Origin of the sequence: Lacisediminihabitans sp. (assembly GCF_036569425.1) — a bacterium.
Taxonomy (GTDB): domain Bacteria; phylum Actinomycetota; class Actinomycetes; order Actinomycetales; family Microbacteriaceae; genus Lacisediminihabitans.
In genome coordinates, this window is sequence record NZ_DATCQQ010000058.1 from 23,123 (window position 1) to 48,789 (window position 25,667).

The 25,667-nt window shown below is 66.9% G+C and carries 26 protein-coding genes; 19 read left to right on the plus strand and 7 right to left on the minus strand.

The features are described 5' to 3' along the window. Positions 1-56 precede the first annotated feature (56 nt). From atpB to VIM54_RS09655, 11 genes are all read left to right on the plus strand, one after another. Positions 57-881, plus strand: coding sequence for a F0F1 ATP synthase subunit A (atpB, locus tag VIM54_RS09605; protein WP_414673205.1), 825 nt, complete (start codon positions 57-59; stop codon positions 879-881). A 47-nt stretch (positions 882-928) separates the two neighbouring features. Next, on the plus strand, positions 929-1,168 hold the full coding sequence (gene atpE / locus VIM54_RS09610) for an ATP synthase F0 subunit C (protein ID WP_147784898.1): 240 nt from the start codon (positions 929-931) through the stop codon (positions 1,166-1,168). Beyond that, positions 1,168-1,716, plus strand: coding sequence for a F0F1 ATP synthase subunit B (locus VIM54_RS09615; protein WP_331900862.1), 549 nt, complete (start codon positions 1,168-1,170; stop codon positions 1,714-1,716). Before atpE ends, VIM54_RS09615 begins: the two co-directional genes overlap by 1 nt. A gap of 2 nt (positions 1,717-1,718) precedes the next feature. Further along, positions 1,719-2,513, plus strand: a complete 795-nt coding sequence (locus tag VIM54_RS09620) for a F0F1 ATP synthase subunit delta (protein ID WP_331900864.1) — start codon at positions 1,719-1,721, stop codon at positions 2,511-2,513. 68 nt (positions 2,514-2,581) lie between these two features. Then, positions 2,582-4,219 carry a F0F1 ATP synthase subunit alpha gene (atpA, locus tag VIM54_RS09625; protein WP_331900866.1) on the plus strand — a complete coding sequence of 546 codons (1,638 nt, stop codon included), beginning with the start codon at positions 2,582-2,584 and terminating at the stop codon, positions 4,217-4,219. 91 nt (positions 4,220-4,310) lie between these two features. After that, a complete protein-coding gene (locus tag VIM54_RS09630) occupies positions 4,311-5,210 on the plus strand; it encodes a F0F1 ATP synthase subunit gamma (RefSeq protein WP_331900868.1) in 900 nt (299 codons plus the stop codon). A 26-nt stretch (positions 5,211-5,236) separates the two neighbouring features. Beyond that, the gene (atpD, locus tag VIM54_RS09635) at positions 5,237-6,715 is read left to right on the plus strand and encodes a F0F1 ATP synthase subunit beta (protein ID WP_331900869.1); all 1,479 of its coding nucleotides are present in this window, start codon (positions 5,237-5,239) and stop codon (positions 6,713-6,715) included. A 2-nt stretch (positions 6,716-6,717) separates the two neighbouring features. Then, the gene (locus tag VIM54_RS09640) at positions 6,718-6,984 is read left to right on the plus strand and encodes a F0F1 ATP synthase subunit epsilon (protein ID WP_147784893.1); all 267 of its coding nucleotides are present in this window, start codon (positions 6,718-6,720) and stop codon (positions 6,982-6,984) included. Between the two features lie 13 nt (positions 6,985-6,997). Then, positions 6,998-7,519, plus strand: coding sequence for an AAA family ATPase (locus tag VIM54_RS09645; protein ID WP_331900871.1), 522 nt, complete (start codon positions 6,998-7,000; stop codon positions 7,517-7,519). Continuing rightward, positions 7,519-8,268, plus strand: a complete 750-nt coding sequence (locus VIM54_RS09650) for a peroxide stress protein YaaA (protein ID WP_331900872.1) — start codon at positions 7,519-7,521, stop codon at positions 8,266-8,268. The genes VIM54_RS09645 and VIM54_RS09650 overlap by 1 nt, the downstream gene beginning before the upstream one ends. A 55-nt stretch (positions 8,269-8,323) precedes the next feature. Next, positions 8,324-8,782, plus strand: a complete 459-nt coding sequence (locus VIM54_RS09655; protein WP_331900873.1) for a DUF5684 domain-containing protein — start codon at positions 8,324-8,326, stop codon at positions 8,780-8,782. Positions 8,783-8,794: 12 nt separating this feature from the next. On the opposite strand, the gene VIM54_RS09660 is transcribed toward VIM54_RS09655, so the two are convergent. Both VIM54_RS09660 and VIM54_RS09665 read right to left on the minus strand, forming a co-directional pair. After that, positions 8,795-9,388 (minus strand): DNA-3-methyladenine glycosylase I, encoded by a 594-nt coding sequence (locus VIM54_RS09660; RefSeq protein ID WP_331900874.1) that lies wholly within the window; start codon positions 9,386-9,388, stop codon positions 8,795-8,797. A gap of 47 nt (positions 9,389-9,435) precedes the next feature. Further along, positions 9,436-9,951 (minus strand): methylated-DNA--[protein]-cysteine S-methyltransferase, encoded by a 516-nt coding sequence (locus tag VIM54_RS09665; protein ID WP_331900875.1) that lies wholly within the window; start codon positions 9,949-9,951, stop codon positions 9,436-9,438. Positions 9,952-10,084: 133 nt separating this feature from the next. Between VIM54_RS09665 and VIM54_RS09670 the strand changes: the two genes are divergently transcribed. Next, positions 10,085-11,056 carry an aldo/keto reductase gene (locus VIM54_RS09670; protein ID WP_331900876.1) on the plus strand — a complete coding sequence of 324 codons (972 nt, stop codon included), beginning with the start codon at positions 10,085-10,087 and terminating at the stop codon, positions 11,054-11,056. A 10-nt stretch (positions 11,057-11,066) separates the two neighbouring features. Here the strand turns inward: VIM54_RS09670 and VIM54_RS09675 are convergent, their stop codons facing one another. Beyond that, positions 11,067-11,981 carry an NADP-dependent oxidoreductase gene (locus VIM54_RS09675; protein ID WP_331900878.1) on the minus strand — a complete coding sequence of 305 codons (915 nt, stop codon included), beginning with the start codon at positions 11,979-11,981 and terminating at the stop codon, positions 11,067-11,069. A gap of 81 nt (positions 11,982-12,062) precedes the next feature. Between VIM54_RS09675 and VIM54_RS09680 the strand changes: the two genes are divergently transcribed. From VIM54_RS09680 to VIM54_RS09690, 3 genes are read left to right on the plus strand one after another with little or no spacing between them, the layout of a single operon-like run. Continuing rightward, on the plus strand, positions 12,063-12,653 hold the full coding sequence (locus VIM54_RS09680; protein ID WP_331900880.1) for a TetR/AcrR family transcriptional regulator: 591 nt from the start codon (positions 12,063-12,065) through the stop codon (positions 12,651-12,653). A gap of 2 nt (positions 12,654-12,655) precedes the next feature. Further along, positions 12,656-14,389 carry an ABC transporter ATP-binding protein gene (locus VIM54_RS09685; protein WP_331900882.1) on the plus strand — a complete coding sequence of 578 codons (1,734 nt, stop codon included), beginning with the start codon at positions 12,656-12,658 and terminating at the stop codon, positions 14,387-14,389. After that, a complete protein-coding gene (locus tag VIM54_RS09690; protein WP_414673203.1) occupies positions 14,386-16,383 on the plus strand; it encodes an ABC transporter ATP-binding protein in 1,998 nt (665 codons plus the stop codon). The genes VIM54_RS09685 and VIM54_RS09690 overlap by 4 nt, the downstream gene beginning before the upstream one ends. Positions 16,384-16,395: 12 nt before the next feature. Here the strand turns inward: VIM54_RS09690 and VIM54_RS09695 are convergent, their stop codons facing one another. From VIM54_RS09695 to VIM54_RS09710, 4 genes are all read right to left on the minus strand, one after another. Then, positions 16,396-17,457 (minus strand): hypothetical protein, encoded by a 1,062-nt coding sequence (locus VIM54_RS09695; protein ID WP_331900885.1) that lies wholly within the window; start codon positions 17,455-17,457, stop codon positions 16,396-16,398. Between the two features lie 48 nt (positions 17,458-17,505). Then, positions 17,506-18,879 (minus strand): FAD-binding oxidoreductase, encoded by a 1,374-nt coding sequence (locus VIM54_RS09700; protein ID WP_331900886.1) that lies wholly within the window; start codon positions 18,877-18,879, stop codon positions 17,506-17,508. A gap of 213 nt (positions 18,880-19,092) precedes the next feature. Next, positions 19,093-20,508: an aspartate aminotransferase family protein gene (locus VIM54_RS09705; protein WP_414673206.1), complete on the minus strand. Its 1,416-nt coding sequence runs from the start codon at positions 20,506-20,508 to the stop codon at positions 19,093-19,095. Positions 20,509-20,516: 8 nt separating this feature from the next. Further along, a complete protein-coding gene (locus tag VIM54_RS09710) occupies positions 20,517-20,984 on the minus strand; it encodes an Lrp/AsnC family transcriptional regulator (RefSeq protein ID WP_331900889.1) in 468 nt (155 codons plus the stop codon). Between the two features lie 125 nt (positions 20,985-21,109). Here VIM54_RS09710 and VIM54_RS09715 point away from each other — a divergent pair, with 125 nt between their 5' ends. The 4 genes from VIM54_RS09715 to VIM54_RS09730 all read left to right on the plus strand — a co-directional run bounded on the left by VIM54_RS09715 (position 21,110) and on the right by VIM54_RS09730 (position 25,664). After that, a complete protein-coding gene (locus VIM54_RS09715; protein WP_331900890.1) occupies positions 21,110-22,543 on the plus strand; it encodes an aminobutyraldehyde dehydrogenase in 1,434 nt (477 codons plus the stop codon). 35 nt (positions 22,544-22,578) lie between these two features. After that, on the plus strand, positions 22,579-23,214 hold the full coding sequence (locus tag VIM54_RS09720) for an FHA domain-containing protein (RefSeq protein ID WP_331900891.1): 636 nt from the start codon (positions 22,579-22,581) through the stop codon (positions 23,212-23,214). A 71-nt stretch (positions 23,215-23,285) separates the two neighbouring features. Next, a complete protein-coding gene (locus VIM54_RS09725; protein ID WP_331900892.1) occupies positions 23,286-24,080 on the plus strand; it encodes a PP2C family protein-serine/threonine phosphatase in 795 nt (264 codons plus the stop codon). Positions 24,081-24,245: 165 nt separating this feature from the next. Beyond that, positions 24,246-25,664 carry a serine/threonine-protein kinase gene (locus VIM54_RS09730; RefSeq protein ID WP_331900894.1) on the plus strand — a complete coding sequence of 473 codons (1,419 nt, stop codon included), beginning with the start codon at positions 24,246-24,248 and terminating at the stop codon, positions 25,662-25,664. Positions 25,665-25,667 lie beyond the last annotated feature (3 nt).

The window sequence follows — 25,667 nt, forward strand, 5'->3', positions numbered from 1 at the left end:
GGGAACGAACGCCCCCCCTTTCCATCGCCGCGTGACTACACGCCCCGATTCTGGAGATAGCGCTGTTATCTAACGCTCTCAATCTGCTCCTCCCTTCTGCCAATGACGGCGGCGGCGGTGGCTTCGTCGGGCCCAACATTGGCGAATTCTTCCCGCCCGTCGTGCTGTTCGCCGGAACCTATTTCGAGATCAACCGCGTCATGCTCATCCGCATCATCACGACGATCGTGATCGTGCTGGTCTTCTGGCTCGCCACTCGCAACCTGAAGATCGTGCCGGGCCGCGGGCAGTCGCTCATCGAGATGGGACTCGACTTCGTTCGGGTCGGCATCGCCGAAGACCTGCTCGGCAAGAAGGACGGCCGCCGCTTCCTGCCGATCCTCACCACCTTCTTCTTCATGATCCTCGCGATGAACCTCACCGGCACCATCCCCGGGTTCAACATCGCCAGCACCTCGGTGATCGGCGTTCCGCTGCTGCTCGCCGGCATCGCCTACTTCACCTGGATCTATGCCGGACTGCGTAAGCATCCCGGCAAGTTTCTCCGCAACGCGCTCTTCCCACCCGGCGTGCCGTGGGTGCTCTACATCATCGTGACGCCGATCGAAGTGCTCTCGACCTTCATCGTGCGGCCGATCACCCACACGCTCCGACTTCTCATGAACATGATCGTCGGCCATCTGCTGCTCGTGTTGTTCTTCCTCGCGACCTCGTTCTTCTTCTTCGAGGCGCCGGGGCTCTTCAAACTGTTCGGCATCGGAACGCTCGCCTTCGGGTTCGTCTTCACGCTGTTCGAACTCCTTGTCGCGGTGTTGCAGGCCTACGTCTTCACCATCTTGACCGCTGTCTATCTCCAGCTCGCGCTGGCAGACGAGCACTAATCGGATCGGGCGACCGCCCGCTTCATCATCACGGAAGGAATCACAACGTGGACACCACCACCGTCGCCGCCCTGAGCGGAAACATCGCGACGATCGGATACGGCCTCGCGGCCATCGGCCCGGCCATCGGCGTGGGCATCGTCGTCGGCAAGACGATCGAGTCCGTCGCGCGCCAGCCCGAACTGCAGGGTCGCCTCACGGTGCTCATGTACATCGGTATCGCGTTCACCGAGGCGCTGGCCTTCATCGGCATCGCCACGTACTTCATCTTCACTACCGGCCAGTAATGTTCCGTACAGTTTTCTCGGCAGCGGCTGAGGCTCAACACAATCCACTGATTCCGGGCGTTGCGGACCTCATCTGGTCCTTCGTGTGCTTCATCGTGCTGCTCGTCTTCTTCTGGAAGAAGATTCTGCCGTCGGTGCAGCAGAACCTGGATGCCCGTGCCGAGGTGATCGAGGGCGGGATCAAGAAGGCGGAGATCGCGCAAGCGGAAGCCGCCGCCGCCCTGGAGAAGTACACCGAGCAGCTCGCCGAGGCACGCGCCGAGGCCGGCACGATTCGCGAGCAGGCTCGTCAGGATGGCGTCAAGATCCTGAATGAGCTCAAGGAGCAGGCGGCCGCCGAGGCCGCCCGCGTCACCGCGAGCGCGTCCGCGCAGATCGAGGCGGAGCGCCAGTCGGCACTCGTGTCGCTGCGTGCCGAGGTCGGATCGCTCGCGATCGACCTCGCGTCCGGCGTGATCGGGCAGAGCCTGACCGACGACAAGAAGGCCGCAAGCCTGGTCGACCAGTTCCTGGCCGACCTCGAGAAGTCAGAAGAGACGGCAAAATAGTCATGGGATCAGCGACCAGGGAAGCGCTCGCCGCGTCACGGGCGAAGCTGTCGTCCACGGGCACTGCCGACCTGGCCACTGCCGACGAACTGTTCTCGGCCGGCCGGATCATCGGCGGCTCGGCACAGCTCATCTCGATGCTCTCTGACACGTCGACGGATGCCGCAGACAAGCAGGCCATCCTGTCGGCGGTCTTCGGCAGCAACCTCAGCGAGCCCACGCTCGGCCTGCTCGGCACCGTGGTCTCGCACCGCTGGTCGAGCACCGACGATCTTCTCGCGGGAATCGAGGAGCTCGGGCTGCGGGCGGCGGCGGATTCCGCGCCGGCCACCGTCAACATCGATGCGGAACTCTTCGCGTTCGGAACGGCGGTCTCGTCGGACTCCGAACTCGAACTGGCCGTGAGCAGCAAACTCGGCAGCACGGAGTCGAAGGTGGCTCTCGTGGAGGCGCTCTTGGTCGGGAAGGCCTCGCCGCAGACGCTCTCGATCGTGCGTCACCTGATGCAGCAGCCACGCGGCCGCCGCATCGGCGAGTTGCTGCGCACCGCGGCATCCATCGTGGCGGACCAGTCGGGCCTCGCGGTCGCGACGATCACGAGCGCCACCGCCATCCGCGCGGTTCAGCTCGAGCGCCTGCAGAAGGGCCTCGCGGCCAAGTTCGGGCAAGCGCTCAAGTTCAACCTGGTCGTCGATCCCGCGCTCATTGGCGGGCTTCGCGTGCAGGTCGGCGACAGGGTGATGGACGGCAGCGTCGCCTCGAAGCTCAAAGATCTCCGGCTGCAGCTCGCCCGCTAGGGCAGTACAGCCACAAACACAGACCCCCCGGAGCCGCACGGCTTCGCGAAGACAAGGAAACAACGGAAATGGCAGACCTCACGATCAGCCCGGACGAGATCCGCGACGCGCTCAAGGACTTCGTCAAGTCCTACGACCCCGCGTCCGCCTCGACGACCGAGGTCGGTTACGTCATCGACGCGGCCGACGGAATCGCGCACGTGCAGGGTCTTCCCGGCGTGATGGCGAATGAGCTCATCCGCTTCGCCGACGGCACGCTCGGCCTCGCCCAGAACCTGGACGAGAACGAGATCGGCGTCATCGTACTCGGCGAATTCGCCGGCATCGTGGAGGGCCTCGAGGTCACCCGCACCGGAGAGGTGCTCTCCGTGCCGGTGGGCGACGCCTACCTCGGTCGCGTCGTCGACCCGCTGGGCAACCCGATCGACGGCCTCGGCGAGATCGCCTCGGAGGGTCGCCGCGCGCTCGAGCTGCAGGCGCCTGGCGTCATGCAGCGCAAGAGCGTGCACGAGCCCATGCAGACCGGAATCAAGGCGATCGACGCCATGATCCCGATCGGACGCGGCCAGCGCCAGCTCATCATCGGTGACCGCCAGACCGGCAAGACGGCAATCGCGATCGACACGATCATCAACCAGAAGGCGAACTGGGCCTCCGGCGACACCACCAAGCAGGTGCGCTGCATCTACGTCGCCATCGGCCAGAAGGGTTCGACCATCGCCTCGGTGAAGGGCGCGCTCGAAGACGCCGGAGCAATGGAGTACACGACGATCGTCGCGTCACCGGCCTCCGACCCCGCCGGATTCAAGTACCTCGCCCCGTACACCGGATCGGCCATCGGCCAGCACTGGATGTACGCCGGCAAGCACGTGCTGATCATCTTCGACGACCTGTCCAAGCAGGCCGAGGCCTACCGTGCCGTCTCCCTGCTGCTGCGCCGCCCGCCGGGACGCGAGGCCTACCCGGGTGACGTCTTCTACCTGCACTCCCGCCTGCTCGAGCGTTGCGCCAAGCTCTCCGACGAGCTCGGTGCCGGATCGATGACCGGCCTGCCGATCATCGAGACCAAGGCGAACGACGTGTCGGCGTACATCCCGACCAACGTGATCTCGATCACCGACGGCCAGATCTTCCTGCAGTCCGACCTGTTCAACGCCAACCAGCGTCCGGCAGTCGACGTGGGTATCTCCGTCTCCCGAGTCGGCGGCGACGCGCAGGTCAAGTCGATCAAGAAGGTGTCAGGCACGCTCAAACTCGAGCTCGCCCAGTACCGCTCGCTCGAAGCCTTCGCCATGTTCGCATCGGACCTCGACCAGGCCAGCCGCCGCCAGCTCGCTCGCGGCGCTCGCCTCACCGAACTGCTGCGCCAGCCGCAGTACTCGCCGTATCCGGTCGAGCAGCAGGTCGTGTCGATCTGGGCCGGCACCAACGGCAAGCTCGATGAGGTGGCCGTCGAAGACGTGCTGCGCTTCGAGCGCGAGCTGCTCGACTACCTCGGTCGCAACACCGAGATCCTCACGAACCTCGCGAGCACGAACGTGCTCGACGACGCGACGGTGGCCGCCCTCGGCGAGGGAATCGACAAGTTTAAGCTCGAGTTCCAGACCGGCGAGGGCAAGCCGCTCGCCTCGGTCGGCACCGAGCGGTTCGTGGCGATCGAGCCGGAAGAAGTGCACCAAGAGAAGATCGTCAAGGCCAAGCGCTGACCGAGCACCGGCCGCCTCGCGGTCGGTGCGGCGCCCAGGCGCCCCACCAGCTCGACCCCACCGATCATCACGACAAAGGAAAGTAAGACACATGGGAGCGCAACTTCGGGTCTACCGGCAGAAGATCAAGGCTGCCCAGACGACCAAGAAGATCACTCGGGCCATGGAGCTGATCTCGGCTTCGCGCATTCAGAAGGCGCAGGCGAGAGTGGCGGCCTCCGGTCCGTACTCGCGCGCCGTCACGCGTGCGGTCTCCGCCGTCGCGACCTTCTCGAACGTGGACCACATCCTCACGACCGAGCCGCCGAAGATCGAGCGTGCGGCGGTGTTGCTCTTCACCTCCGATCGCGGGCTCGCCGGCGCGTTCAGCACGAACGTCGTGCGTGAAGCCAACGAACTCACGACGCTCCTGCGCTCGCAAGGCAAGGAGGTGGTCTACTACCTCGTCGGTCGCAAGGCCGCCGCCTACTTCGCGTTCCGCAAGCGTGCGGCCGAGGAGATCTGGACCGGCGGCACCGAGAAGCCCGAGTTCGAGACCGCCCAGAAGATCGGCGAGACCATCGTCGCCAAGTTCATCCAGCCGGCGAGTGAGGGCGGGGTCGACGAGATCCACGTCGTCTACAACCGCTTCGTGAGTGTGGTGACCCAGGTGCCCGAGGTCGTTCGACTCCTGCCGCTCGAGGTCGTGGAGGGCGTCGAGACGCCGGGAGAGAACGAGATCCTGCCGCTCTACGAGTTCGAGCCGGAGGTGGGCGACGTTCTGGATGCCCTGCTCCCGGTCTACATCGAGAGTCGTATCTTCAATGCCATGTTGCAGTCGGCGGCATCCGAGCACGCCGCCCGCCAGAAGGCCATGAAGTCCGCGAGCGACAACGCGGACAAGCTCATCACCAACTACACCCGGCTTGCGAACAACGCGCGCCAGGCAGAGATCACCCAGCAGATTTCCGAGATCGTCGGCGGCGCAGACGCCCTCTCGGTGAAGAACTGAATCAGCCCAGGAGAATAGAGAAGCAAATGACTACGACAGCCCCTGCTGCGAAGAATCCCGTCGCTGACACCGACTCGACCGCCATCGCCGGCGTCGGCCGCATCGCGCGCGTCACCGGTCCCGTTGTCGACATCGAGTTTCCTCACGACGCGATCCCCGGCATCTACAACGCCCTCAAGACCACGATCACCATCGGTGACGAGTCCAACGAGATCACCCTCGAGGTCGCCCAGCACCTCGGCGACGACCTCGTGCGGGCCATCGCCCTCAAGCCGACGGACGGCCTCGTTCGCGGCCAGGAGGTTCGCGACACCGGCGGACCAATCACGGTCCCGGTCGGGGACGCCACCAAGGGCAAGGTCTTCAACGTCATCGGCGAGGTGCTCAACGGAGCCCCCGGCGAGAAGTTCGAGTTCACCGAGCGCTGGCCGATCCACCGCAAGCCGCCGGCATTCGATCAGCTCGAGTCCAAGACCGAGCTCTTCGAGACCGGAATCAAGGTCATCGACCTTCTCACGCCCTACGTTCTCGGCGGAAAGATCGGCCTCTTCGGAGGTGCCGGCGTCGGCAAGACCGTGCTCATCCAGGAGATGATCCAGCGCGTCGCGCAGGACCACGGCGGCGTGTCGGTGTTCGCCGGAGTCGGCGAGCGCACCCGTGAGGGCAACGACCTCATCTTCGAAATGGAGGAGGCGGGCGTCTTCGACAAGACCGCGCTCGTGTTCGGCCAGATGGACGAGCCGCCGGGGACGCGTCTTCGCGTCGCACTTTCCGCGCTGACCATGGCGGAGTACTTCCGCGATGTGCAGAACCAGGACGTGCTGCTCTTCATCGACAACATCTTCCGGTTCACCCAGGCCGGCTCCGAGGTGTCGACCCTGCTCGGGCGCATGCCGTCCGCCGTGGGCTACCAGCCGACCCTCGCCGACGAGATGGGCATCCTGCAGGAGCGCATCACCTCCACGCGCGGCCACTCGATCACCTCGCTGCAGGCTATCTACGTGCCGGCCGACGACTACACCGACCCGGCGCCGGCCACGACCTTCGCGCACCTCGACGCCACCACGGAACTGAGCCGCGAGATCGCGTCGCAGGGCCTGTACCCGGCCGTCGACCCGCTCACCTCCACGAGCCGTATCCTCGACCCCCGCTACCTGGGCGCCGACCACTACCGCGTCGCCACGAACGTCAAGGCGATCCTGCAGAAGAACAAGGAACTGCAGGAGATCATCGCGATCCTCGGTGTGGACGAGCTCTCCGAGGAAGACAAGATCACCGTCTCCCGCGCCCGTCGCATCCAGCAGTTCCTGTCGCAGAACACCTACATGGCGAAGAAGTTCACCGGTGTCGAAGGATCGACGGTGCCGCTCAAGGACACCATCGAGTCCTTCGACGCGATCGTCCGTGGAGACTTCGACCACGTTGCAACGCAGGCCTTCTTCAACGTCGGCGGCATCAACGATGTCGAAGAGCAGTGGGCGAAGATCCAGAAAGAGAACGGTTAAGCATGGCCGAGCTCCAGGTGACAGTCGTGTCGGCGGACCAATCGGTCTGGTCCGGCGCGGCGTCGATGGTCGTGGCTCGCACGACGGAGGGCGAGATCGGCATCCTTGCCGGCCATGAGCCCCTGCTCGCGATCCTGGCCGCCGGCGAGGTGCGGATCACCGACCCCCGCGGCACGGTCGTGCGGGCGAAGGCCGACGACGGTTTCCTGTCGGTCGAGCACGACACCGTGACGATCGTCGCGCGGTACGCCGAACTCGCGACCGCCTAGCCGGAGGCCGCACGTGCTTATCGCGATGGCCGGGCTTCCGGGCTCTGGCAAGAGCACGATCGCCGAGATCGTCGGCGGTCGTCTTCGCGCGTCGGTGATCTCGGTCGACCCGATTGAGTCCGCGATACTGAGCGCGGGCATCGACAGAGACCAGCCCACGGGACTCGCCGCGTACCTCGTGGCCGAGAAGCTCGCCGAGTTCGTGATCGACGCCGGCCACGATGTGATCGTAGACGCGGTCAATGCCGTGGACCCCGCGCGAGAGCAGTGGGTGAACCTGGCGCGAGACCGCGGCGAGGTGCTCAAGTTCATCGAGGTCATCTGTTCGGATCTCGACCTGCACCGCTCGCGGCTCGAATCGCGGGAGCGCCGGCTGCCGCACCTCTCCGAGGTGAACTGGAACGCGGTGGAGCAGAGCGTCGACGAATACGACCCGTGGAGCGGGCCGAGCGCGGCTGTCGCGCGCATCACCCTCGACTCCGTGAACCCGATCGGCTTCAACGTCGACGCGGCGATGGCGTTCATCGCCTCCTGATGCTGATCCTGCTTCCCCCCTCCGAGACGAAACGAGACGGCGGGGCAGAGGGGTCGGCCCTCGACCTGTCGCTGCTCGGGCATCCGGAGCTCTCGCGGCCGCGCAAGGCCGTGCTCTCGTCCACCCGCCGTTTGTCGCGCAATCGGGCCACCATGTCCGCGGCCCTCGGGCTCGGACCGCAGCAGGCGTTCGAGGTTGATCGCAACCGGCAGCTGTCGACCTCGCCCACCATGCCGGCGCTGCTGAGGTACACCGGGGTGCTCTACGACGCCCTCGATGCCGCATCGCTCGAAGGGCCGGCCCTGGCGTTCGCCGCCGAGCACGTGGTGGTGCACTCCGCGCTGTTCGGGCTGGTCGGGGCGGACGATCCCATCCCCGCGTACCGCCTCTCGCACAACTCGCGGCTGCCCGATCTCGCCCTGCGCTCGACCTGGCGCGATGCAGTGTCGTCGGTGCTCGCCCGGCACGACGGGCTCATCATCGACCTGCGCTCGGAGGCCTACGTTCAGCTCGGGCCGATCCCGCCCGACCGGCACGCCTTCTTCGTGCGGGTGGCGGCGGAGGGACCGGACGGCCGCGTGCGGGCGCTCAACCACTTCAACAAGAAGGGCAAGGGCCTGTTCGTGCGTCGACTCGTCGAGGCGGGAATCAACCATTCGTCGGTCGATTCGCTCCTCGACTGGGCTGCGGCAGCCGGCATCCGACTCGCGAAAAAGGGTGAGTCGGAGCTCGAACTCGTGGTTGACTGACGTCAGGCCACGTGGTGCGCCCGTCGCACCGGCGAACGATCGAAGAGGGGTTCACATGAACGACAACGGATACGGACCGAGCGCCGCGGCGGCCCTGGCACTGGCACTGGTGTTCATCGTCGTCTACCTGGTGCTGATCCTCGGCGTCTATGCCCTCGTCGCCTGGATGCTGTCCCGCGTCTTCACGAAGGCCGGCGTGCTCCCCTGGAAGGCCTGGGTGCCGGTGTTCAACTACTGGGTGTTCTTCGAGATGGGGGGACAGCTGGGCTGGCTCGCCCTGCTGAGCCTCATCCCCGGCGTGAACATCGTCGCGGCGGTGTTCGCCTGCATCGCCGCGTGGCACGTCGGGTCGGCCTTCCAGAAGCCCGGGGCGGGCTGGCTTCTGCTCTACATCTTCCTGCCGGTGATCTGGATCGGGATCGTGGCCTTCGACGGTTCGAGGTGGGAGCCGGAGAAGATGGCCGTTCGACCTCTCTACGGACCCAACGTTCCCTGGCCGTCGACGGCCGGTTGATCCCTCGCTCGGTCAGGCCGCCCGCCAGCACCCCTCGAGGTGGTCGTCGACCATGCCGGCGGACTGCATGAGCGCGTAGAGAGTCGTCGGACCGACGAACCGCAGGCCCAGTGACCTCAGCGCCTTGCTCATCGCCGTCGACTCGGGAGTGACGGCTGGAATGTCGCCGAAGCCGCGCGGGCGCGATCGTCGCCCGCTGGGCGCGAAGCTCCACATCAGCTCGTCGAGAGCGCCGGGACTCTGCCGAACGAGCTCCTGCACGATGCGCGCGTTGCCGATCGTCGCGCTGATCTTCGCCCGGTTTCGGATGATGCCCGGGTCCTGCATGAGCGCCTCGGCCTCGGCGTCGTCCATGGCGGCCACCCGGTCGATGTCGAAGTCGTGGAACGCGATCCGGAAGGTCGGCCGCCGCCGGAGGATCGTGATCCAGGAAAGCCCGGCCTGGAATCCCTCGAGGCTGAGTTTCTCGAAGAGCGGCCGGTCTCCGTGCAACTCGAACCCCCACTCCTCGTCGTGATAGCGCCGGTATTCCGGATCGCTCGAGCCCCAGGCGCAGCGCGGCACGTCGTCTTCTCCGACCGCGACGGCGGGCCTCCCTTCGCTCACGGCCGGCAACTGATCATCACCCGTGTTCGGCGGCGTCTCCGGCTCCGTCACGAGACGTGCACGATCCCCTCGTGGTCGAGGAGCCACACCTTGGTCGGGATTCCATTGCCGCCGCTGTAGCCGGTGATGCGCCGGTTGGACGCGAGCACCCGATGACACGGGATGATGATCGGCACGGGGTTGGCGCCCACCGCTCCACCGACCGCCCGACCGGCAGACGGACGGCCCGTGGCGCGACCCAGCTCGCCGTACGAGGTGACCTCGCCGAACGCGAGCTCGGCGAGCTCCGCCCAGACCGCCTTCTGGAACGCCGTGCCTTTCACAGACACGGGAACGTCGAAGTTGGTGCGGGAGCCCGCGAAATACTCGGCGAGTTCGGCGGCCGCCCGATCGAGAACGTCATCGCTCGCCTCGGGGAATTCTTCGAGCGGGAGGTGGCCGGCTCGCTCAATGGTGAGGGAGGTAACGGCCGTGCCGTCGCCGGTCAATTCGATCCTGCCGATCGGACTCTCCAATCGACGGAGTTGTGCGGGCGGCATCGGCCCGATGGGTACTGAAGTCATGATTCGACTGTAGCCGCGGCCTCCGACCTCGCTCCGGCGGTTTTCGGACATCGGGTGGGAGGCCCTGCTCGCGGGTACCGGCGGAGGACTGGAGCCGTCGCAGCGCCTGGCCACCGAGATCTAGGCTGGAGGAATGCCTGACATCCAGTACCGCACCCTCGGCCGGTCCGGCCTCATCGTGTCAACGGTCGGCCTCGGCTGCAACAACTTCGGGCGTCCGAAGACGGCAACCGAGAGCCAGGCGGGCACCGATGCCGTCATCTCGGCGGCAATCGACGCTGGGGTGACGCTCTTCGACACCGCGGACATCTACGGCGGCGAGCGCGGCCTGAGCGAGACGCTCATGGGCAAGTCGCTCAAGGGCCGCCGGGGCGACATCGTGCTCGCCTCCAAGTTCGGCATGGATATGGCCGGTGCAAACGGACCGGACTGGGGCACCCGCGGGTCGCGACGGTATGTACGACTCGCGGTCGAGGCCTCGCTGCGTCGCCTGCAGACGGACTGGATCGACCTCTACCAGTTGCACGCCCCAGACCCGAGCACCCCGATCGAGGAGACCCTCTCGGTGCTCGACGACCTCATCACCGAGGGCAAGGTGCGCTACATCGGGCACTCGAACCTCACCGGCTGGCAGATCGCGGACGCCGAGTACAAGGCGATCCTGGGCGGGCATCCGAAATTCATCTCCGCGCAGAACGAGTATTCGCTGCTCGCGCGCGGTGTGGAGGCGGAGGTGCTTCCGGCGGTGAACCACTACGGCCTCGGATTCCTCCCGTACTTTCCGCTCTACAACGGCCTGTTCACCGGCAAGTTCAGCCGGGAGGGCGGGCCGGCGGACAGTCGGATCATGGCGATCCGTCCGCACCTGATCGAGACCGCCCCATGGGACACGATCGAGCGGTACGAGGCGTTCTGCGCCGACCGCGGAGTGAGCATGCTCGCCGCGACATTCTCCTGGCTGCTCGCCCAGCCGGGGCTCACGAGCGTGATCGCCGGCGTGACCAAGCCGGAGCAGATCGTGCAGAACATCGCGGCCGCCAATGAGTGGGCGCCGACCGTGGCCGACATCGCCGAGATCTCGGAGCTCTTCGCCAACCCGAGCTAGCCCCCGCGTCTCAGGGCAGAAGCAGCACGATCTTGCCGAGCAGGTGGCGCGACTCGAGTTGCGTGTACGCCTCGCGCACCTCGCTGAGCGGGTAGGTCGCGGCGATCGGCAGCACGAGCTCGCCGTCGGCCACGAGCCTCGCGAGTTCGGCAAGCTCGGCCGAGGTCTTTCCGCCGCCGCCGACCGCCTGGATGCCGTACTTGTCCACGCCCGCGTAGTAGACGATCGTGTTGATGCGCTTCGGATCGACCCGAAGTTCGAGGCCGAGAAGCACGGTCTCCTCGCCCGCGCTGTCGAGCACCGCCGTGATGCCGTTCGGTGCCGCGGCGCGCACCCGGTCGCCGAGTCCGGGGCCGTAGGCGACCGGGATCACGCCGAGGCCGCGCAGAAACTCGTGGTTCGCCTCGCTCGCCGTGCCGATCACGGTCGCGCCGGCGCGGATCGCGAGCTGGGACTCGAGCAGTCCGACGCCGCCGGCCGCCGCGCTCACGAGCACGGTGTCGCCGGGGCCGGGGGAGACGGCATCCGTCGCCCTCCTCGCGGTGTTGCCGACGAGGCCGATGCCTCCGGCCGTCGCCCAGTCGAGGGTTGCCGGCTTCGGCGCCAGCTGGGTCGGCGGCACGACCACGTAGTCGGCCTGCGCGGCGAAGGAGACCCAGCCGAGCACCTCGTCCCCGACAGCGACCCCCTCGACGCCGTCGCCGACCTCGTCGACGACACCGGCGAACTCGTGGCCCTGGCCGCTCGGGAGCTTCTTCGAGGGCAGGTAGGAGGCGTCCCGCCGCACCTTGAAGTCGAAGGCGTTCAGTGCGGCCGCCCGCACGCGGACCCGCACGGTGCCGGCGCCGGCGTGCGGCTCATCCACCTCCACCACGTCGAGTACCTCCGGACCGCCATTGCGGCTGAATCGCACTGCTCTCGACACGGTCTGCTCCCTAGAATCGAATTCCTACCATTCTGCCTCCGCCCACTTGTGAGTGAGTGCTCACTCATTTAGAATCCTGACGTGGAGTTGACGAAGACCAGCCGCGCGCGGCCCCTCCCGCTCGATGATCGTCGGGCGATGATCGTCGACGCGGTGATCCCGCTCCTCCTCGAACACGGCCGCGACATCACGACCCGGCAGATCGCCGACGAGGCGGGAATCGCCGAGGGCACCATCTTCCGCGCCTTCGGCGACAAGGAGTCGATCATCCAGGCCGCCGTGGACAAGTTCCTCGACCCGCTGCCGTTGCGCACCGCACTGCGGTCGATCGACCCCGACCTCCCGCTCGAGCAGAAGGTGCACGACATCCTGTTCCACCTGAGGGCCCGGTTCGCCGGAATCATCGGCATCATGTCCGCGATCGGCATGACCGGCCGGCCGCCGGGCCACGGCGCGCGCAACGAATTTGCCGAGATCGTGGCCGAGGTGCTCGAGCCGGAGGCGGCCAGGCTGAGGCTCGACCCGACGAAGGTCGCCTACCTCGTGCGGATCATCGCGTTCGCCTCGTCCATCGGTCCGTTCAACGATTCGCACCCGCTCTCCACCGACGAACTCACCGACATCATCCTGCACGGTATCGTCAGCCGACCCGACAACGACCACAAGGAATGACCATGCTGCTCAAAGTCTTGCGCACCTACCTCCGACCGCACGGGCTGCTGCTGCTGGGGGTTATGGTGTTCCAGTTCGCCCAGTCGATCGCGTCGCTGTACCTTCCGAGCCTGAACGCGGACATCATCGACAACGGGGTGGCGAAGGGCGACACGGCTTACATCCTCCGCCTGGGCATGGTGATGCTCCTCATCACGCTCGGCCAGGTCGCCTGCTCGATCATCGCCGTCTACTTCGGCGCGAAGGCCGCGATGGCGCTTGGACGCGATCTGCGCGGAGCGGTGTTCCACCAGGTCGGCGCCTTCTCCGAGCGCGAGGTGTCCAAGTTCGGCGCACCGTCACTCATCACGCGAACGACGAACGACGTGCAGCAGGTGCAGATGCTCGTGCTCATGACCTGCACCCTGCTCGTTTCGGCCCCGATCCTCGCGATCGGCGGGGTCATCGCCGCCCTCCAGCAGGATGTCGGACTGTCGTGGCTGCTGGTCGTGGCCGTTCCGGTGCTCCTGCTGTCGATCTCGCTGATCATCGTGCGGATGGTGCCCCAGTTCCGCCTGATGCAGAAGAAGATCGACATGGTCAACCAGGTTCTGCGAGAGCAGCTCACCGGCATTCGCGTCGTGCGCGCCTTCGTGCGCGAGACGGTCGAGACCGAGCGCTTCGAACAGGCGAACGCCGGCGTCACGCTCACCGGCCTTCGCTCCGGCCGGCTCTTCGCCCTCGTCTTCCCCGTGGTGATGCTCGTGGTCAACGTCACGAGCATCGCCGTGCTGTGGTTCGGCTCGTTTCGCATCAACGACGGCTCCATGCAGATCGGCGCCCTCATCGCCTTCCTGAGCTACCTCATCCAGATCCTCATGGCGGTGATGATGGCGACCTTCATGTCGATCATGATTCCGCGAGCAGCCGTCTCGGCCGACCGCATCGCCGAGGTGCTCGACACGGAATCGAGCGTGGTGCTCCACCACGCCCCGGTGACGTCATTGCGCGGAAAAGGCACCGTGCAGTTCCGCGACGTGACCTTCTCCTACCCGGGAGCGGAGGCTCCCGTGCTCCACCATCTCGATTTCGACGCCGTGCCCGGACGCACGACCGCCATCATCGGCAGCACGGGCGCGGGCAAGACGACGCTCGTTAGCCTGATCCCGCGACTCTTCGACGCGACAGGAGGCTCGGTCCTGGTCGATGGCGTGGATGTTCGCGAGCTCGAACCCGACCTGCTGTGGAGTCGCATCGGCCTCATCCCGCAGAAGCCGTACCTGTTCTCCGGCACCATCGCATCCAATCTCCGCTACGGAAAGCCGGATGCGACGGACGAGGAGATCTGGGAGGCGCTGGACATCGCCCAGGCGAGGGACTTCGTGTCCGAGATGCCGGAGAAGCTCGATGGGCCGATCGCCCAGGGCGGCACGAATCTCTCCGGCGGTCAACGCCAGCGACTGGCGATTGCGCGCGCGCTCGTGAAGACCCCCGAGATCTACGTCTTCGATGACTCGTTCTCGGCCCTCGATACGGCGACCGACGCCCGGCTCCGTCTGGCGCTCGCGCAGCGGGTCGCCAATGCGACCGTGATCGTCGTGGCTCAGCGGGTCTCGACGATCATCGGCGCCGACGAAATCCTGGTGCTCGAACACGGGGAGATAGTGGGCAGGGGAACGCACGACGAACTCGTCGGGTCGAACCCGACCTACGCCGAGATCGTCGGCAGCCAGTTGCGAGCGGAGGAAGTGGCATGAGCCAGGCATCGACACGGGGCCCATCCACACGGGCCCCATCGGCACCGGACCGCCCGCCGATCAGACGGGGGCCGGGAGGCGGCGGACCGTGGGCCGGCATGAGCATGCCCGTCGAGAAGTCGATGAACTTCGGGGCGTCGTCGAGGCGGCTCCTCGGGCAATTGCGCCCGGAGCGCCTCAAGGTGATCGGCGTGGTGCTGCTCGGCATCGTGAGCGTCGCGCTTTCCGTAGCCGGGCCGAAGCTTCTGGGCAACGCGACGAACCTCATCGTCGACGGATTCTTCTCCTCGAAGTTCCCCGCCGGAACGACGAAGGCGCAGGTGGTCGCCGGCCTCAAGGCGAACGGGCAGGACGCGCAGGCCAAACTCCTCGGCGGCGTGAACCTGAACCCCGGCCATGGCGTCGACTTCACCGCCCTCGGCAACCTGCTCCTGCTGATCCTCGCGCTCTACGTGTTCGCCTCGGTGTTCCAGTGGCTGCAGGGATTCGTGCTCAACGGAGTCACCCAGCGCACGGTCTATCGCATGCGCCGCGACGTGGAGGCGAAAATCAACCGGTTGCCGCTCGGCTATTTCGACAAGACCCCCCGCGGCGAGCTGCTCAGCCGGGTGACCAATGACATCGACAACATCTCGACCACGCTGCAGCAGACGCTGAGCCAGCTCATCACCTCCGTACTCACGGTGCTCGGCGTGCTCGTGCTGATGTTCACCATCTCGTGGGAGCTCGCGCTCATCGCCCTCATCGCTGTTCCGCTGACGCTGTTCATCGCGGCGACGATCGCCAAGCGCTCGCAGAAGAAGTTCGTCGTGCAGTGGGCGCATACCGGCGCGCTCAACGGCCAGATCGAAGAGGCCTTCACCGGGCACGCCCTCGTGAAGGTGTTCGGACGCCAGCGCGAGGTCACCGCGAGATTCGCCGACAAGAACGAGGAGCTGTTCCAGGCGAGCTTCAGCGCCCAGTTCATCAGCGGCATCATCATGCCGTCGATGATGTTCGTCGGCAACCTCGTCTACGTCGGGATCGCCGTCGTCGGCGGTGTGAAGGTCGCTTCGGGAACCCTCGGGATCGGCGACGTGCAGGCGTTCATCCAGTACTCGCGCAACTTCACTCAGCCGCTCAGCCAGCTGGGCTCGATGGCCAACCTGCTGCAATCCGGTGTGGCGAGCGCCGAGCGCGTCTTCGAGCTGCTCGATGCCGAGGAACAGTCGCCGGATGCCGGTGATGCGATTTCTCCGGCGGCCGGCCCCGGTCGGCTGGCGTTCGAACACGTCAGCTTCCGGTACGACCAGGACACCCCGCTCATCGATGACCTGTCACTCGTGGCGAATCCCGGGCAGACCATCGCGATCGTTGGCCCGACCGGTGCGGGCAAGACCACCCTCGTCAACCTGATGATGCGTTTCTACGAGCTCGATTCCGGGCGCATCACCCTCGACGGTGTCGATATCACGACGATGACGCGAGACAGCCTCCGGTCGAAGCTCGGGATGGTGCTCCAGGACACCTGGCTGTTCGGCGGCACCATCCGCGACAACATCGCCTACGGACGCACCGGAGCGACGGAGGAGGAGATCCTGGAGGCGGCGACGGCCTGCTACGTCGATCGCTTCGTGCACGCGCTGCCCGACGGCTACGACACGGTGCTCGACGACGAGGCGTCCAATGTGAGCGCGGGCGAGAAGCAGCTCATCACGATCGCGCGGGCGTTCCTCGCGAAACCGAGCGTGCTCATCCTCGACGAGGCGACGAGCTCGGTCGACACGCGAACCGAGCTGCTGGTGCAACAGGCGATGCGGGCCCTCCGCACCGACCGCACGAGCTTCGTGATCGCGCACCGGCTCTCCACGATTCGCGATGCCGACCTGATCCTCGTCATGGAGTCCGGCGCCATCGTCGAGCAGGGCACGCACACCGAGTTGCTCGCCGCGGAGGGGGCGTACTTCCGTCTGTACAACGCGCAGTTCGCGGCCCCGGCCACCGCCGAGCTCTAGGCCCGTTGGGCCCTACTTGCTCGGCAGGGCCGGCTGCAGGTTGAGCCCCTTGTATAGCTCGTTGGTCTGGTCGGTGAGCGCGGTGAGGGCCGCGTGGTCGGCGTTGAACTCGTTGTGCTTCGCGACGACGTCGGCGTACTGGGCGTCGAGCGCCGCCCGCCGGGACTCGAGAGCGCGCGTGGCCCGGCTGATCTCCGCGTTCGAGGTCCAGTCGGTGCGGGCGTTGAACGCGAGCACGTCGGCGTTGAGCCCCTCATAGCCGGAGGAGTACGCGGCGTACTCGGTATCGATCCCGGCCTTGAGCGCTGCCATGGCGGTGGAGAGCGCTGCCGAACGGGCCTGCAGGTCGGTGAAGACCGCATCCGATTTCTCGTGCAGGGCGACGACCGCGCCTCGGTCGCTGAGGTACTGGGCGTAGTGCGCCTCCAGGGCCGGTCCGATCGAGGCGACCTCCGTGCCGATGATGGAATGCAGCTCGTTGTCGTGCTCGCCCGGTTCGGCCTTCGCGTAGTACGCCATCCGGCTGGTGAAGTCGGCATTGCCGGAGAGTCGGCTCGCGGCCGCCTCGAGCTCGGGGATGAGCTGCTGGCGCTCCAGCGTGTTCATCCGGTCCCAGGCGGCATGCAGCATCTCGTGGGCGCCGACGACGTCTTCGAGGCCGGCGAGGCGTTCGTCGGTCACGTCGAAGAGGTGGATGGTACGCCCGGTCGGCAGGTAGCAGCCGAGGATTCCGCTTCCCTCCTGCTCGCTCGCGCAGCTCGAGTCGAAGAGTGCGGCGGGCTCCACCGCCGGCTTGCTCGCGAAAAAGAGGAATCGGCCATTCGCGGTCATCCGCGATCCGTCTGCAATCGACTCGGCCGCGGCGGACGGGGTGAAGGTCCAGACCGTGTACTGGTCGACGAGGCGCTGGAAGCTCACGACACCCCATGCGCCGGCGGCGACCAGTAGGAGGGCGATCACCGTCGGGATGACGCGGGACAGTCTCCGGCGACGTCGCGTCGGCGCGGCGTACGGCTGGTCGCCCCCGTCGAACAGTGTCATGGTCTCCTCGATCGCGCCTGCCGCCGACCCCATCGGCTTCGAAATGCTAGCAGGATCGCCTCGGCGTTCTCCTGACCGGTGTCAGTGTCCGACGAGCGGTCCCATGAGCTTCGCCACGACCGACGCGTGGCCGGTGATGCGCTCCTCCACGTCGGCGGCACCCATCGCGGCAAGGCCGAGATTCGAGCCGATGAAGCGCAGCGGTTCGGGTTCCCAGTCGGGGGAGACGTGGTTGGCCCACGGCAGCCGGGTGAGCTCGCTGTCCCGGCCGAGAATGAGGTCGGCGAGCGTTCGGCCGGCGAGGTTGGTGGTGCTGAGGCCATCGCCGACGTAACCGCCGGCGAAGGCGATGCCGCTCGCGCGGTCGAAGCTCGCGGCGGCGTGCCAGTCGCGCGGTACGCCGAGGGGACCGCCCCAGCGGTGGGTGACCGCCGCGCCCTTCGCTGCCGGGAACAGATCGACGAGGGTCTTGCGCAGGTGCTCGAAGACGTGGGGGACCCGGTCGTAGTCCGGACGGATGCTGCTGCCCCAGTGGTACCTGGCCCCACGGCCCCCGAAGGCGAAACGATTGTCGGCGGTGCGCTGGCCGTAAATGAGCAAGTGGCGGTAGTCGGTGAAGGTGTGCCCGTGCTCGATTCCGATCTCGGCCCAGGTCTCCTCGGCTAACGGTTCGGTGGCGATCATGAGCGAGTAGAGGGGCAGGATTCGGCGCCGGGTCCTGGGCAGCGTCGCGCCGTAGCCCTCGGTCGCGACGACCACGACGGGCGCGCTGACCGTGCCGCGAGTGGTCGTCACGCGGTGTTCCGCCCAGTCCAGAACCTCGGTGTCTTCGAAGATCGCGACTCCGAGGCCCTCGACCGTGTCCGCGAGTCCGCGCACGAGTTTGGCGGGCTGCACCCTCGCGCACGCCGGATCGAAGGCTGCGCCGATGGCGCCGGCCGCGCCGCTCGGGATGTCGTCTCCCCGCCGCAGTTCCAGCCGGTCCACGCCGAAGCGCGCGGCATCCGCAACCTCCGCGGCGGCCTCGCGCAGCTGCAACGGGCTGCGCGCGAACGCCAGGGTGCCGCCCCGCACGAAGTCGCAGTCGATTCCTTCCGCTTCGGCGACCCGACCGACCTCATCGACGGTGTCGACCATCGCTCGACGCATGGCGACCGCGGCGTCCCGCCCGTGGCGGCGTTCGAGCGCGCCGGCGCTCGCGGGGAAGAGGGCGGAACACCAGCCGCCGTTACGGCCCGATGCCCCGAATCCCGCGATCCTCTTCTCCAGCACGACGATGCGCAGCGCGGGGCGCGCCTTCGCGAGGTAGTACGCGGTCCAGAGGCCGGTGAGGCCACCGCCGATGATCGCGACGTCGGCGTCCCGGTCGCCTGGGAGGGCGGCGCGCGGCTCGAGGGCGTCAGCCCCGGACTCCGCGAGGGAATCGAACCAGAAGCTCAGGTCCCGGTAGGTCACGACCGTGCCCCCATCATCTTCGACATCCCTTCTCCGCCCTTCGCCCGCTCCGAAATCCATGCATTTCTCGGCGACACGCCGTAAATCGTGTCATTTGTGCCGTGTCGCCGGAAGAATGCATGGATTTCGGAAGCCCGAGCTGGAAGCCCGAGCCGGAAGCCCGAGCCGCGCCCTCGCCGGACCCGGCCGAGGCAGCGCGGACCGGGCGTGCGGCTAGAGGCGGGTCCAGGCCTCGGTGAGCACCCCGCGCAGGATGCCCTCGATCTCGTCGAACTCCTTCTGGCCTACCGTGAGCGGCGGGGCGAGCTGAACGACGGGGTCTCCGCGGTCATCCGCCCGGCAGTACAGGCCGGCGTCGAAGAGGGCCTTCGACATGAAGCCGCGCAGTAGTCGCTCGGACTCGGCGTCGTCGAAGGTCTCCCGAGTCGCCTTGTCCTTCACAAGCTCGATTCCGAAGAAGTAGCCGTCGCCGCGAACGTCGCCGACGATCGGCAGGTCGAGGAGCTTCTCGAGCGTCGCCCGGAAGGCCGGAGAGTTCTCGCGCACGTTCTCGTTGAGCCGCTCCTCCTCGAAGATGTCGAGGTTGGCGAGTGCGACCGCGGCCGAGACCGGATGCCCGCCGAAGGTGTAGCCGTGATAGAACGACACGTTGCCGTGCTTGAACGGTTCGTAGATCTTCTCGCTCACGATGGTCGCACCGATGGGGGAGTACCCGCTGGTCATGCCCTTCGCGCAGGTGATCATGTCCGGCACGTAGTCGTACGCGTCACAGGCGAAGAACTCGCCGATGCGCCCGAAGGCGCAGATGACCTCGTCGCTCACGAGCAGCACGTCGTACTGGTCGCAGATCTCGCGAACCCGCTTGAAGTAGCCGGGCGGCGGCGGGAAGCATCCGCCGCTGTTCTGCACCGGCTCCAGGAAGACCGCCGCGACCGTTTCCGGTCCCTCGAACAGGATCATCTCCTCGATGCGGTTCGCGGCCCACAGGCCGAAGGCCTCCAGGTCTTCGCTCGGCGCGCCCATCTCCGCCGCGCGGTAGAAGTTGGTGTTCGGCACGCGGAAGCCGCCGGGGGTCACGGGCTCGAACATCGCCTTCATCGCCGGGATGCCGGTGATGGCGAGGGCGCCCTGCGGGGTGCCGTGGTAGGCCACGTTGCGCGAGATCACCTTGTGCTTGGTCGGCTGGCCCTTGAGCTTCCAGTAGTACTTGGCGAGCTTGAAGGCCGTCTCGACCGCCTCGCCGCCGCCCGTGGAGAAGAACACGCGGTTGAGGTCTCCCGGCGCGTAGTGGGCCAGGCGGTCGGCGAGTTCGATGGCACTCGGATGCGCGTACGACCAGAGCGGGAAGAAGGCGAGTTCCTCGGCCTGCTTGGCGGCGACCTCGGCGAGGCGTCGGCGGCCGTGGCCGGCGTTGACCACGAAGAGCCCGCTCAGGCCGTCGAAGTACTTCTTGCCCTTGCTGTCCCAGATGTGGTGGCCCTTGCCCTTGACGATGATGGGCACGCCGTGACCGTCCTCCATCACGGACTGGCGCGCGAAATGCATCCAGAGATGGTCCTTTGCCTTGCGCTGAAGGTCGGCTTCGTCGTGGTCGAGCGGACGGGTTGACGGCTCGACGGGGGTTGGCATGGTCATGGTTATCTAGTTCCCCAGTTGTAGAACTGCTTCTGCAGTTTGAGATAGACGAATGTCTCTGTGGATTGGACTCCCGGGATTCCCCGGATTTCCTTGTTGAGCAGGTCGATGAGGTCTTCATCGTTCTCGCATACGACCTCGACGAGGATGTCGAAGCTCCCGGCCGTGAGCACGACGTAGTCGACGGCGGAGATCCTGGCGAGCTTCTCGGCCACCACGGTCGTGTCGCCGCTCACCCTCACCCCGACCATCGCCTGGCGGTAGAAACCGAGCTGCATCGGGTCGGTCACGGCCACGACCTGCATCACCCCGGAATCCGTGAGTTTCTGTACGCGCTGCCGAACCGCGGCCTCGCTGAGCCCGACCGCCTTGCCGATCTCGGCATAGCTCCGCCGGCCGTCGGCCTGCAACTGTTCGATGATCGCCTTCGAGACATCGTCGAGTTGGAGGGGTTTGGGATTCACGCTCATAACGTGATTCTGTCAGCGGATCGGGGCACTGACAAGTGAATCCGTAAGTCCGAGGGGCGTTTCGCGACGGAATCGGTGGAAAACAGGGAATGGCGCGCGCGAATCGACCTGACTATGTTGTGAACATGAGCGCCCAACTTCGCAACTTCATCAACGGCGAGTACGTCGCCGCTCACGCCGAGTCGTCCTTCGAACTGATCGACCCGGCGACCGAGCAGTCATACGGCACCTCGCCGGTCTCCAGCCGCGAGGACGTCGACAACGCCTTCGCCGCCGCGGCTTCCGCCTTCGAGGAATGGGGCGAGACGACCCCCGCCGAGCGCCAGCTGGCACTCTTCCGCATCGCCGACGCCATGGAGGAGAGGGCCGAAGAGTTCGCCGACCTCGAATCCAGGGACACCGGTAAGCCGAGGGGCTCCCTGGTGGAGGACGAGATCCTGCTGTCGGTGGACCAGATCCGCTTCTTCGCCGGAGAGGCCCGCCACCTCGGCGGGATGGCCGCGGGGGAGTATCTGAAGGACCACACCTCGTTCGTACGCCGCGAGCCGATCGGCGTGATCGGACAGGTGACCCCCTGGAACTACCCGCTGAACATGGCGGTCTGGAAGTTCGCCCCGGCACTCGCGGCCGGCAACACGACGGTGCTCAAGCCGTCGGACACGACCCCCTCATCCACCCTTCTCCTCGCCGAGGTCGCCGCCGAATTCCTGCCGCCCGGGGTGCTCAACGTGATCACCGGGGACCGGACGACGGGCGCCGCGATGATCGAGCACAAGACGCCGCAGATGGTGTCGATCACGGGCTCGGTGCGCGCCGGCATGGAGGTCGCGAAGTCCGCGGCGAACGACCTCAAGCGCGTGCACCTCGAACTCGGAGGCAAGGCGCCGGTCGTCGTGTTCGACGACGCGGACATCCCGTCGGCCGTTCGGGGGATCGTTTCGGCCGGCTACTTCAACGCCGGGCAGGACTGCACCGCCGCCACCCGGGTGCTCGTGCAGGCCGGGATCCACGACGAGTTCGTGGCCGCGCTCGCCGCGCACGCGAGGGACAACGCGAAGACGGGGGCGCCGAACGCCGGCGACGTGCTCTTCGGTCCGGTCAACAACGCCCACCAGCTCGCCCAGGTCGAGGGAATCATCGACCGCCTGCCCGACAACGCCGTGCTCGAACTCGGCGGTCGCCGGCAGGGCTCGGCCGGCTACTTCCACGAGGCCACGATCGTGTCCGGGCTGGTGCAGGCGGATGAGGCGATCCAGAACGAGATCTTCGGCCCGGTGATCACCGTGCAGAGATTCACGAACGAGGCGCAGGCGCTCGAGTGGGCGAACGGCGTGCAATATGGGCTCGCCTCGAGCGTGTGGACACAGAATCACGGCCGCGCGATGCGCTTCGCCAAGCACCTGGACTTCGGTTGCGTGTGGATCAACACCCACATCCCCATCGTCGCCGAGATGCCGCACGGCGGATTCAAGCACTCCGGCTACGGCAAGGACCTGTCGTCGTACGGCTTCGAGGACTACACGCGCGTCAAGCATGTGATGAGTTTCATCGGGGAGTGACGGTCTGAGCCCGGTTTGGCCGCAGAATAGACCGCATGGACGCCGAGGACGACAACACGGTCATCAGACCGCGGGCGATTCCGAACGCCGATGCGGGGATCCCCGACGACGACACGATCATTCGCGACCGGGTGCCGTTCGCCGACCTGGCCCTGATCTTCGAGGAGGTCGCCCGACGGGCCGGCGTGGCATCCGAACCGTTCGCCCTCGTCGAGCCGAATCGGGCACCGCCGACGGAGGCGTCCGTGCCGATCGTCGAGCGCGCGAGGGCCCAGTTGCCGCCAGCCGACGACTCGTCGCGGGCGGCGCCCGTCCACCGGTTCAGGGTCAACAACCACGAGCCGATCGCGCTGGATGCGCCGGCGATCCTCGGCCGGAGGCCGAGCGCGCCGCGCGTCACGAAGGGGCCGCTCGCCCGGCTCGTGCGAGTGCCATCTCCGCTGCGCGAGGTCTCCAGCACGCACCTCGAGTTGCGCCAGCACGGCGCATCGGTGATTGTCACCGACCTCAGGTCCACCAACGGCACCATCATCACCGTGCCCGGATTTTCGGCCCAAAAGCTGTTGCAGGGCGAGTCGGTGGTCGTTTCGGCGGGCACGGTGGTGGATATTGGTGACGGCAACCTCGTCGAGATCCTGCCGGTCGAGCGCGTGTCGGCGACCGGCGGATGATGCACAGGCATCGCAACCTGCGAAAGGCGTGACTTGTGACACAGCTCGGACGAAGTGAAGGACGGCGCTCCGTGGAGGTGCCCGGACGACCGGATGCCAGCCTCGTGATCGCCTGGGGTGCCGCAACGGACACCGGCCGCAAACGGCACCACAACGAGGACAGCTACCTCGCCGAGCTGCCGCTGTTCGTGGTCGCGGACGGCATGGGCGGTCATTCCGCCGGTGACGTGGCGAGCGCGGCCGTCGTGTCGAGGCTCGAGAAGGAGATCTCCTCGGACTTCGCCGAAATGGACGCGGTCGAACGCGGGTTGCATGCCGCAACCGACGACATCGCGCTCGCCGCCGACGAGAAGGAACTCGGCGTGGGCACCACGGCGACCGGCGCCGCGCTCACCCTCGAGAACGGCGAGCCGTGCTGGATGGTCTTCAACGTGGGCGACTCGCGGGTCTACATGTTCGAGAACAACCTCCTCAGCCAGGTGTCCGTCGACCATTCGGTGGTGCAGGAGCTCGTGGATGCCGGCCTCATCCGGGCAGAGGACGCCGAGTTCCACCCCGACAGCAATGTGATCACGAGGGCGGTCGGGTTCAACGCCGCGCCGTTGCCCGACTACTGGATCGTGCCGATCCGTACCGGGCTGCGGCTGCTGCTCTGCTCGGACGGCCTGACGAAGGAACTCGACTCGGAGCGGATCCGCTTGCACCTCGCGGCGGCGCTCGCCCCCGCGGAGACCGCGCAGGCCCTCGTGGACGCGGCCGTCGCCGCCGGCGGACGCGACAACGTCACCACGATCGTGGTCGACATCGTGGAGAGTTCCGGGCTTTACGACCTCGAGCACACGGTGCCGAGGCCAACCAGGTTGTGACGACGGCGACCAAATCACCCCCGAAGGGGGGACAAAAACAGGCGCTTCACCAGCGGATTTGTTCGACGGGGCACATTCGGCAGGTGCCTACAATGGGACACCGGGTCGTGCGATCAGGAAGATCGCCGCGACAGTATTCCGGCGAGCGCTGCAAAGGGGGAGCTCATGGCACGACGATTGCCGTCACAGCCTCCAGTGCTGCCCGGTTTCTCGCACATCCACATCCTCGGCTCCGGCGGGTTCGCCGATGTGTTCCTCTACGAGCAGAACATGCCGAGGCGCCAGGTCGCGGTGAAGGTCATGCTGAGCGAGGTCGTGAACGACCAGGTGCGGCAGATGTTCCAGGCCGAGGCGAACCTCATGGCCCAGCTGAGCTCGCACCCGTCGATCCTCACGGTGTACCAGGCGAGCGTCTCGTCCGACGGCCGGCCGTACCTCGTGATGGAGCTGTGCTCCTCCTCGCTCAGCGAGCGGTACCGTCGCGAGCGATTGCCGGTGCCCGAGGTGCTGCGAATCGCGGTCAAGATCGGCAGCGCCATCGAGACCGCCCACCGTGCCGGCGTACTGCACAGGGACATCAAGCCGTCGAACATCCTGCTCACCGCCTACGGGCATCCCGTGCTCTCGGACTTCGGAATCGCCTCGACCCTGAGCGAGGCCGAGACCCAGGAGTCGGTCGGCCTCTCCATCCCCTGGTCGGCGCCGGAGGTGCTGATGGATGAGACCCCGGGCTCGATCGAGTCGGAGGTGTGGTCGTTCGCCGCCACGGTGTACTCGCTGCTGGCCGGCCGTTCGCCGTTCGAGGTGCCGGGCGAGTCGAACAAGTCGGCCGACCTCATCTCCCGCATCAACCGCGCGAAGGTGCAGCCCATCGGCCGGTCCGACGTGCCGCCGAGCCTCGAGCGGGTGCTGCAGAAGGCGATGTCGCGCAAGCCGGAGGCGCGTCCGCTCACCATACTGGAGCTCGTGCGTGAGCTCCAGGCGATCGAGACGGAGCTCGGCGTGCCCCAGACGCCGATCGAGGTCGCGATGGACGACTGGGCTCTCGCCACGGTGTCCGATCTCGAGGACCGCACCCGCATCCGGGCCGTGCCGGGCTCCACGGGCCCGCCCAAACGGCGGCGTCGGCGTCGCATCCAGCCCGGCGTCTATTCCCCGGTCGGCACGGTGCTTCGGCAGACCGCGGGGTCTCCGCACAACAGCGGAACCCAGCCTCTGACGCAAAGCAGGGGGATGCAGGCGCTCGCGTGGGGCCTGGTGGCAAGCGCGGTGCTCGTGATCGCGCTCGGTGCGACGGCCACCCTCGTGCTCATCAAAGCGAACACGAGCGACATTCCCCGGGTGACCGACATCTCGGCGAAGTCCGCCGCCTCGTCGATCGAGTTCAGCTGGACCGATCCGGGCATCAAGGCGGGCGACTCGTACCAGATCACGACGAGCGACGGCAGGTCGAGCATCCAGCGGCTGGCGGCCTTCGCCGTCGAGGCGAAGCCCGGTGACCACGTCTGCATCACCGTCACCGTCAACCGCGAGGGCAAGACCGGCCCGGAGAGCGGCGAGAAATGCGTGGACTTCGGCAAGTGATCG

Coding starts and splice junctions, on each gene's coding strand:
- VIM54_RS09640 (WP_147784893.1), top strand. CDS start 6,718: ATGGCCGAGCTCCAGGTGACAGTCGTGTCGGCGGACCAATCGGTCTGG.
- VIM54_RS09710 (WP_331900889.1), bottom strand. CDS start 20,984: ATGAGCGTGAATCCCAAACCCCTCCAACTCGACGATGTCTCGAAGGCG.
- VIM54_RS09630 (WP_331900868.1), top strand. CDS start 4,311: ATGGGAGCGCAACTTCGGGTCTACCGGCAGAAGATCAAGGCTGCCCAG.
- VIM54_RS09695 (WP_331900885.1), bottom strand. CDS start 17,457: ATGGGGTCGGCGGCAGGCGCGATCGAGGAGACCATGACACTGTTCGAC.
- VIM54_RS09685 (WP_331900882.1), top strand. CDS start 12,656: ATGCTGCTCAAAGTCTTGCGCACCTACCTCCGACCGCACGGGCTGCTG.
- VIM54_RS09670 (WP_331900876.1), top strand. CDS start 10,085: ATGCCTGACATCCAGTACCGCACCCTCGGCCGGTCCGGCCTCATCGTG.
- VIM54_RS09730 (WP_331900894.1), top strand. CDS start 24,246: ATGGCACGACGATTGCCGTCACAGCCTCCAGTGCTGCCCGGTTTCTCG.
- atpA (WP_331900866.1), top strand. CDS start 2,582: ATGGCAGACCTCACGATCAGCCCGGACGAGATCCGCGACGCGCTCAAG.
- VIM54_RS09655 (WP_331900873.1), top strand. CDS start 8,324: ATGAACGACAACGGATACGGACCGAGCGCCGCGGCGGCCCTGGCACTG.
- VIM54_RS09650 (WP_331900872.1), top strand. CDS start 7,519: ATGCTGATCCTGCTTCCCCCCTCCGAGACGAAACGAGACGGCGGGGCA.
- VIM54_RS09665 (WP_331900875.1), bottom strand. CDS start 9,951: ATGACTTCAGTACCCATCGGGCCGATGCCGCCCGCACAACTCCGTCGA.
- atpD (WP_331900869.1), top strand. CDS start 5,237: ATGACTACGACAGCCCCTGCTGCGAAGAATCCCGTCGCTGACACCGAC.
- VIM54_RS09690 (WP_414673203.1), top strand. CDS start 14,386: ATGAGCCAGGCATCGACACGGGGCCCATCCACACGGGCCCCATCGGCA.
- VIM54_RS09615 (WP_331900862.1), top strand. CDS start 1,168: ATGTTCCGTACAGTTTTCTCGGCAGCGGCTGAGGCTCAACACAATCCA.
- VIM54_RS09720 (WP_331900891.1), top strand. CDS start 22,579: ATGGACGCCGAGGACGACAACACGGTCATCAGACCGCGGGCGATTCCG.
- VIM54_RS09705 (WP_414673206.1), bottom strand. CDS start 20,508: ATGCCAACCCCCGTCGAGCCGTCAACCCGTCCGCTCGACCACGACGAA.
- VIM54_RS09715 (WP_331900890.1), top strand. CDS start 21,110: ATGAGCGCCCAACTTCGCAACTTCATCAACGGCGAGTACGTCGCCGCT.
- VIM54_RS09620 (WP_331900864.1), top strand. CDS start 1,719: ATGGGATCAGCGACCAGGGAAGCGCTCGCCGCGTCACGGGCGAAGCTG.